8 protein-coding genes and 1 pseudogene are annotated in these 8,062 nt (G+C 69.9%); 3 read left to right on the plus strand and 6 right to left on the minus strand.

What is annotated here, in order from left to right; translation table 11 throughout:
• The 3 genes and pseudogenes from AC1DVT_RS15785 to epsC form a co-directional block, all read left to right on the plus strand.
• Positions 1-318: pseudogene (locus AC1DVT_RS15785) on the plus strand (cysteine synthase A); the annotation flags it as partial.
• 26 nt (positions 319-344) lie between these two features.
• Positions 345-1,298: a cysteine synthase A gene (gene cysK, locus AC1DVT_RS15790; RefSeq protein ID WP_477389950.1), complete on the plus strand. Its 954-nt coding sequence runs from the start codon at positions 345-347 to the stop codon at positions 1,296-1,298.
• Positions 1,295-1,900, plus strand: coding sequence for a serine O-acetyltransferase EpsC (gene epsC / locus AC1DVT_RS15795; protein WP_477389951.1), 606 nt, complete (start codon positions 1,295-1,297; stop codon positions 1,898-1,900). Before cysK ends, epsC begins: the two co-directional genes overlap by 4 nt.
• Here the strand turns inward: epsC and AC1DVT_RS15800 are convergent.
• The 6 genes from AC1DVT_RS15800 to AC1DVT_RS15825 all read right to left on the minus strand — a co-directional run.
• Positions 1,897-2,460: a P-loop NTPase family protein gene (locus AC1DVT_RS15800; protein WP_477389952.1), complete on the minus strand. Its 564-nt coding sequence runs from the start codon at positions 2,458-2,460 to the stop codon at positions 1,897-1,899. The two genes, epsC and AC1DVT_RS15800, sit on opposite strands and share 4 nt — an antisense overlap.
• On the minus strand, positions 2,460-2,858 hold the full coding sequence (locus AC1DVT_RS15805) for a hypothetical protein (protein ID WP_477389953.1): 399 nt from the start codon (positions 2,856-2,858) through the stop codon (positions 2,460-2,462). The genes AC1DVT_RS15800 and AC1DVT_RS15805 overlap by 1 nt, the downstream gene beginning before the upstream one ends.
• Before the next feature lie 28 nt (positions 2,859-2,886).
• On the minus strand, positions 2,887-3,966 hold the full coding sequence (prfA, locus tag AC1DVT_RS15810) for a peptide chain release factor 1 (protein ID WP_477389954.1): 1,080 nt from the start codon (positions 3,964-3,966) through the stop codon (positions 2,887-2,889).
• Between the two features lie 12 nt (positions 3,967-3,978).
• Positions 3,979-6,213: a transcription termination factor Rho gene (gene rho, locus AC1DVT_RS15815; RefSeq protein WP_477389955.1), complete on the minus strand. Its 2,235-nt coding sequence runs from the start codon at positions 6,211-6,213 to the stop codon at positions 3,979-3,981.
• Positions 6,214-6,380: 167 nt separating this feature from the next.
• Positions 6,381-7,343, minus strand: a complete 963-nt coding sequence (gene thrB, locus AC1DVT_RS15820; RefSeq protein ID WP_457101403.1) for a homoserine kinase — start codon at positions 7,341-7,343, stop codon at positions 6,381-6,383.
• Positions 7,340-8,062, minus strand: a 723-nt coding sequence (locus AC1DVT_RS15825; protein ID WP_477389956.1) for a pyridoxal-phosphate dependent enzyme, incomplete at its 5' end; no start/stop codon positions are given. The genes thrB and AC1DVT_RS15825, both read right to left, overlap by 4 nt.

The following is an 8,062-nucleotide window of genomic DNA, read 5'->3' on the forward strand; positions in this document are numbered from 1 at the left end:
GACTCCCCCCTGCTGACCAAGGGCACCCCCGGACCGCACAAGATCCAGGGCATCGGGCCGAACTTCATCCCGGAGATCCTCGATCAGACGGTCATCGACGAGGTCATCGACGTCGAATTCCCCGACGCGATCGCCGCCGCGCGCGCCGTCGGCGTGCAGGACGGCATCCTGGTCGGCATCTCCTCCGGTGCCGCGATCTGGGCTGCCCTTCAGGTCGCAGCGCGTCCAGAGGCCGCCGGCAAGAACATCGTCGTGATCATCCCGTCGTTCGGCGAGCGCTACCTCTCGACCGCGCTGTACGAGGACCTCCGCGACTGATCCGCTTCTCTTCGAAAGGGTGATCCGTGCCTAGGATCCATGCGGATATCACCTCTGCATTCGGCAATACGCCTCTCGTCCGGCTCAACGCGGTCACCGCGGGGCTGGGAGGGGAGGTGCTCGCCAAGCTCGAGTTCTTCAACCCGGGTTCGAGCGTCAAGGACCGTCTCGGCGTCGCCCTCGTGGACGCGGCCGAGGCGTCCGGCGAACTCCAGCCCGGCGGCACGATCGTGGAGTCCACGAGCGGCAACACCGGCATCGCACTGGCGCTCGTCGGCGCCGCGCGCGGGTACCGGGTGATCCTCACGATGCCCGCCTCGATGTCGAAGGAGCGGCGGACGCTGCTGAAGGCGTACGGCGCGGAGCTCGTGCTCACCAACCCCTACAAGGGCATGACCGAGGCCGTCGAGACGGCGGAGCGGATCGCCGCGGAGACCCCAGGCGCGGTGCTCGCGCATCAGTTCGAGAGCGCCGCCAACGCCGAGATCCACCGGCGCACGACGGCCGAGGAGATCTGGCGCGACACCGACGGCCAGGTGGACTGGTTCGTCGCCGGCTCGGGCACCGGCGGGACGATCACCGGCGTCGGAAGCGTGCTCAAGGAGCGCAACCCGGACGTGAAGATCGTGCTGGTGGAGCCGAAGGACTCGCCGCTGCTCACCGAAGGGCACGCCGGCGGGCACCGGATCCAGGGGATCGGCCCGAACTTCATCCCCCCGGTGCTCGACCTGTCGCTCGTCGACGAGATCTTCGACGTCGAGTTCGATGACGCCATCCGGGTCGCGCGCGACCTCGCCACGCGCGAGGGCGTCCTCGCCGGCATGTCCGCGGGCGCGGCCGTCTGGGCGGCGCTCGAGATCGCGGCCCGACCGGAGGCGGCCGGCAAGCGGATCGTCGTGATCATCCCCGATGCCGGGGAGCGCTACCTGTCGACGGCGCTCTACGAGCACCTGCGCGACCCCGAGCCGGACGCCTCATGAGCGAGCCGACCGGCCCTTCGGCGAGCGAGCACCTCGGCGTCTACGCGCGGATCAGCGAGGACCTCGCCGCCGCGAAGCTCCGCGACCCCGCGGCACGCAGCGGGCTCGAGATCGCGCTGCTGTACCCGGGCCTGCACGCCATCTGGGCACACCGGGTGTGGCATGCGCTGTGGGCACGCGGCTTCCGCTTCGTCGCCCGCGCGGGCTCCCAGGTGACCCGCTGGCTCACCGGAATCGAGATCCACCCCGGTGCGACCATCGGCCGGCGCTTCTTCATCGACCACGGCATGGGCGTCGTGGTCGGCGAGACCGCCGAGGTCGGCGACGACGTCATGCTCTATCACGGCGTCACGCTGGGCGGCCGCACCCGCAACGGCGGCAAGCGGCACCCCACACTCGGCGACGGGGTCGCGGTCGGGGCCGGCGCGAAGGTGCTCGGCCCGGTCACGATCGGTGCCGGGTCGGTGATCGGTGCGAACGCCGTGGTCACCAAGGACGCACCGGCCGACAGCATCCTGGTCGGCATCCCGGCCAAGCCGCGCGTGCGGCACTCCGGCGAAGACACCCGGGCGCTGCTGACGGCGCCCGAATACCACATCTAGCGCCGAGAGAGCCCCGCAAGCCACCCGTCGACCTCGCGCTGACCGGAGAGGCGCACGATCGGCCAGCCGCTGTCCATGCGTTCGAGCATCCGTTCGCGGAGGGGAGCGTAGTGGCTCCACGACAGCAGCATGATGTTGGTCTTCGGATCACGCGAGAGCCACGTCGACGGACGCTCACGGTTGCCGTGCCACAGCTCGGTGCGCAGGACAGCGCGTCGGAACGTTCGCGCCACGATCCGCTTCATGACGATGCGACGCGGGTGGTCGAGCCATACGACGAGGTCGGGGCCGTCGTCGGGGCCCGGATCCAGCATGCCGTCCAGACGGGAGAGCCAGTTGCCGTCGATCACCCAGCCTTCGGCATGCGCGGCTTGGAAGTCCCGGACGAGCGCGTGTGCTGCATCGAGGTCGCGGAAGGTCCAGTCCGCGTCCCAGAACACGGCGTCGAGTTCGAGGCGGGCGAGCCCGGTCGCCATGGCGATCTGCGCAGCGAGCCGCGACTTTCCCGAGCCCGAGATGCCGACCACCCGGATGCGGCGCGCGGTTGCGGCATCCGCCACTACGACCGGCGCTCCGCGACCTGCTTCTTGATGAACAGCGGCGGAAGCAGCCACGTCGCGAGGGCCGTGACGAGCCAGACGACGAGCGTGCCGATGATCCACGCGACGGGACCGTCGATGCCGATTCCGGCCGCCGGGATGACGACCGCGATGAGCAGTGCGACGAAGGTCGACAGGAGGCCGATTCCGCCGAGGAACGCATTGGCGTGCCGTCGTGTGATGTTGAACAGCCAGGGCGCAAGGACGCTCTGCAGCACCGCGAAGATCACCACGGCGAGCAGGACGCCCCACCAATCGTTCCAGTGCAGGGAGAAGCCGGGCAGGATGAGGTCCGCTGCGATGAGCCCAAGGAAGGCCGAGACGAGGAAGATCGCTGCGCGGATCAGAAACGTGATCACGCGCTCAGGCTATCGCCACGGCGCCTGGTCAGGAGTCGGAGCCGAGCGCCGCGAGGCGCTCCTCTTCGTCGGCCGCGATGCACGAGGCGATGATCGGCTCCAGTGCGCCGTCCATGACCTGGTCGAGGTTGTACGACTTGTAGCCGGTGCGGTGGTCCGCGATGCGGTTCTCCGGGAAGTTGTACGTGCGGATGCGCTCGGACCGGTCCATCCCGCGGATCTGCGACTTGCGCGCGTCGGAGGCGATGGCGTCGAGCTCTTCCTGCTGCCTGGCGAGCAGCCGAGCGCGGAGGACCCGCATGCCGGCCTCGCGGTTCTGCAGCTGCGACTTCTCGTTCTGCATCGACACGACGATCCCGGTGGGCACGTGCGTGATGCGCACCGCCGAGTCCGTGGTGTTGACGGACTGACCGCCAGGACCCGATGAACGGAACACATCGATCTTGAGGTCGTTCGGGTTGATCTCGACCTCGTCGGGCTCGTCGACCTCGGGGAAGACGAGCACGCCGGTCGTCGAGGTGTGGATGCGCCCCTGCGACTCGGTCGCCGGGACGCGCTGCACACGGTGCACGCCGCCCTCGTATTTGAGGTGCGCCCACACGCCCTGAGCGGGGTCGGCGGAGGATCCCTTGATCGCGACCTGGACGTCCTTGTAGCCGCCGAGGTCGGACTCGGTCCGCTCGAGCAGCTCGGTCTTCCAGCCCTTCGACGCGGCGTACTGCACGTACATGCGCAGCAGGTCCGCGGCGAACAGGGCGCTCTCCGCGCCGCCCTCGCCGCCCTTGATCTCCATGATCACGTCGCGGGCGTCGTCCGGGTCGCGCGGGATGAGCAGTCGCCGCAGGCGCTCCTGCGCCTGGGCGAGATGCTCCTCGAGGCCAGGGACCTCCTCGGCGAACGCGTCATCCTCTTTCGCGAACTCGCGCGCCGCTTCGAGATCAGCGGATGCCGCGACCCACGCGTCGTTGGCCGCCACGATCCGCGACAGCACGGCGTAGCGCCGGTTGACGCGTTTCGCGCGCGCGGCATCGGCGTGCACCGCGGGGTCGGAGAGCTCCTCCTGGACCGCGCGGTGCTCGTCGATCAGCGCTTTGACGGAATCGAACACGGGTTCCTCAGGTCAGCGGATGCTGTTCTCGTGCCCGTGGCTGTGACCGCCACCGGTGTGCGTCGGAGCCGGGATCGACTTCTGCATCTGCACGAGGAACTCGACGTTGGACTGGGTCTCCTTGAGCTTGCCGAGGACGACCTCGAGCGCCTGCTGCTGGTCGAGACCGGCGAGCGCGCGACGCAGCTTCCAGGTGATCTTCACCTCGTCGGACGACAGCAGCATCTCTTCGCGACGGGTGCTCGACGCGTTGACGTCGACCGCGGGGAAGATGCGCTTGTCGGCGAGCGAGCGGCTGAGGCGCAGCTCGCTGTTGCCGGTGCCCTTGAACTCCTCGAAGATGACCTCGTCCATCTTGGACCCGGTCTCCACGAGTGCGGTCGCGATGATCGTGAGCGATCCGCCGTTCTCGATGTTGCGCGCGGCGCCGAAGAAGCGCTTGGGCGGGTAGAGCGCCGCCGCGTCGACGCCACCGGTGAGCACGCGACCGGAGGTCGGCGCCGAGATGTTGTAGGCACGGCTCAGACGGGTGATCGAGTCGAGCAGCACGACGACGTCGCGGCCGAGTTCGACGAGGCGCTTGGCCCGCTCGATGGCGAGCTCGGCGACGGTCGTGTGGTCCTCGGCAGGCCGATCGAAGGTCGAGGCGATGACCTCGCCCTTGACCGTGCGCTGCATGTCGGTGACCTCTTCCGGGCGCTCGTCGACCAGCACGACCATGAGGTGGACCTCAGGGTTGTTGGTCGCGATCGCGTTCGCGATCTGCTGCAGCACGATCGTCTTGCCCGCCTTGGGGGGCGCGACGATGAGGCCGCGCTGACCCTTGCCGATGGGCGCGATGAGGTCGATGATCCGCTGGGTGAGCTTCTCCGGCGCGGTCTCCAGGCGCAGGCGCTCCTGCGGGTAGAGCGGCGTGAGCTTGCCGAACTCGACGCGGGTCGCGGCATCCTCGACCGAAAGGCCGTTGATCGCATCGACCTTGACGAGCGCGTTGTATTTCTGGCGGCTGGACTGCTCGCCCTCGCGCGGCTGCTTGATGGCGCCGACGACCGCATCGCCCTTGCGCAGGTTGTACTTCTTGACCTGGCCGAGCGAGACGTAGACGTCGCTCGTGCCGGGCAGGTAGCCGGTCGTGCGCACGAACGCGTAGTTGTCGAGCACGTCGAGGATGCCGGCGATCGGAATCAGGACGTCGTCCTCGCCGATCTCGGTCTCGAACTCATCGGTCGGGCCGACCGGGCCGCGGCGCTTGTTGCGCGCACGGCTGCGGGCCGAAGCGGAACCCGGCTCGTCGTCCAGGTCGATCGACGCCTGCTGGGCCTGGGCGTTCTGGCCCTGGCCGTTCTGCGGGTTCTGGTTCTGGTTGTTCTGACGGTTCTGGCCCTGGGCGTTCTGGCCCTGGGCGTTCTGGCCGTCGCGGGCCTGGTCGTTCTGGCCACCCTGCGCCTGACCGCCCTGCTGACCGTTCTGGCCGCCCTGCGGCTGGCCGTTCTGACCCTGCGGGCTCTGGCCGCGACTGCGGCTGCGGCTGCGCGAACGGCTGCGCGACCGGGGCGAACCCTCGGCGGCGTCCGACTCTTCGGCGGACGATGCGTCGCCTTCGGGGACGGATGCCTCATCGGGCGTGGTCGCGTCGGCGGCCGGCGCCTCGGACGGAGCGTCGGCGGCGTCGGTCGTGGCCTCAGCCTCGGCGACGGGCGCCTCGGCCTGCGCGTCGGCGACGGAAGCGGCCTCAGCGACCGGAGCCGCCTCCGCGACTGCTTCGGCGACGGCGGTCGGCTCGGCCGCGACGTCGGTGCTCTTCGCACGGCGCGGCGCACGCTTGCGCGGTGCACGCACGGCGGCGACCGGCTCGGCCTCGACGACCGGCTCGGCCTCGACCGGGGCAGCAGCCGCGGCCTCTTCGACCTGCGCCGGGGCCTCTTCGACCTGCGCCGGGGCTTCGGCGGCGGGCTGGGACACAGCCTCAGCCTCGGCCTCAGCCTCGACCGGTGCGGCCTCGACGGCCTCGGTCTGCACCTCGGCCTCAGCGGCCGGCTCGGCCTCGACGACCTCAGCGGCCGGCTCTGCCTCGGCCGGCGCAGCGGCGTCGACCTCGGCGCCCTGCTCAGGCTGGGCCGCGTCAGCGGCTTCGTCAGTGGTTTCGGCGACGGTGTCGCCAGTGGTCACATCGACGGCGCCCTCGAGCGCATCGGTGCGCTCTTCGGATGCCGAGTCGGTGATGTGGATCTCGGAGATGGACTCCACGAGTACTCCCTTGTGAAAACGGATTGATAGACGCGATCGCACAGCCGCCGAGGCTAAGACAGTGGAACTGTCCGCGAACCTCAGGACCGCATGGCGTTCAGCGAACGAACCAGGCGGGGGATGTGCGGTGGTTTCGCAGATTGCGACGGAGGCTCAGATTCACGTACTTACGTGGAACCCTCCGTGTACTCCCTCACTGTACCACCCTTGAAGTCGACGGCAGGCATGAGGACCCCCCACGGAGTGTCCGTCGACGTGCCCGCGAGCGACGCGGCTTCGAGGCGTCGTCCCGGCCCGTCCGCGAGCACGAGCACGCTCGGACCGGCGCCCGAGACGACCGCCGCGAACCCGGATTCGCGCAGCGCCCGCACCAGTGCGTCGGTCTGCGGCATCGCCTGCGCCCGGTAGTTCTGATGCAGCTTGTCCTCGGTCGCGGCGAGCAGCAGCTCGGGGCTCTGCGTCAGCGCGGCGATCAGCAGGGCCGACCGCGAGACGTTGAAGACCGCGTCCTCGCGGGGCACGTGGAGGGGCTGCAGACTGCGCGCCAGCTTCGTGGACATCGTGAACTCGGGCACGAACACCACCGGCGAGACGCCACGGTGCACGAGGAGCTTCTTGTGCTGCGGACCGCCCTCGTCGACCCACGCGATCGTCAGGCCGCCGAACAGGGCGGGCGCCACGTTGTCGGGGTGTCCTTCGAGCTCGGTCGCCAGTCGGAGGAGGGTGTCGGGTCCGAACTCCACATCGCCTTCGAGCAGACCCTTCGCGGCGAGGATCCCGGATGCCACGGCAGCGCCCGAGGAGCCGAGTCCCCGGCCGTGCGGGATGACGTTGCGCGCCTCGAGACGCAGCCCGGGCATCCGTCGCCCCATCGCTTCGAAGGCGTACCTGATGGACCGGACGACAAGGTTGGAGCCATCGCGCGGCACGTCCTCGGAGCCCTGCCCCGAGACGTCGATCTCGAGCCGGTCATCCGGCAGCGCCGTGACCCGCAGCTCGTCGTAGAGGCTCAGCGCGAGGCCGAGCGTGTCGAAGCCGGGGCCGAGGTTCGCGCTCGTCGCAGGCACGCGGACCACGACGGATCGCCCGTCACCGGCGCCCAGGGGCGCCCATTCGGGCGCTGCGCTCACGCGGTCGCCTCCACGGGTGCCAGCCCGAGGACGGATGCCACATCCGACGTCGACGCGTCGACCACGGTGGGCTCGACCGTCGTGCCGTCGGCGTTGCGGAGGGCCCACTGCGGGTCCTTCAGGCCGTGGCCGGTGACGGTCAGGACGACACGGGCGCCACGGGGGATGATGCCCGCCTCGGCGCGGTCGAGGAGACCGGCGACGCTGATCGCGGAGGCCGGCTCGACGAAGATGCCGACCTCGCCGGCGAGGAGCTTCTGCGCCGCGAGGATCCGGTCGTCGTCGATGGCGCCGAAGTAGCCGTCGGTGGCCTCGCGGGCCGCCAGGGCCAGATCCCACGAGGCAGGGTTGCCGATGCGGATCGCACTGGCGATCGTCTCGGGGTTCTTGACGACCTCGCCGCGCACGAAGGGAGCGGAGCCTTCGGCCTGGAAGCCGAACATCCGCGGGACGCGGGTGGCGACGCCGCGCTCGGCCTCTTCGCGGTAGCCGCGGGAGTAGGCGGTGTAGTTGCCGGCGTTGCCGACCGGGATGAAGTGGAAGTCCGGCGCGTCGCCGAGCACCTCGACGATCTCGTAGGCGGCGGTCTTCTGCCCCTCGATGCGATCGGGGTTCACGGAATTCACGAGGTGCACCGGGTAGTGTGCGGCGAGCTCACGGGCGATCTCGAGGCAGTCGTCGAAGTTGCCGCGCACCTGGATGAGGCGGCCGTTGTGCGC

The sequence above is a fragment of the Microbacterium sp. P2_F9 genome (genome assembly GCF_056403635.1).

Coding starts and splice junctions, on each gene's coding strand:
- epsC (WP_477389951.1), top strand. CDS start 1,295: ATGAGCGAGCCGACCGGCCCTTCGGCGAGCGAGCACCTCGGCGTCTAC.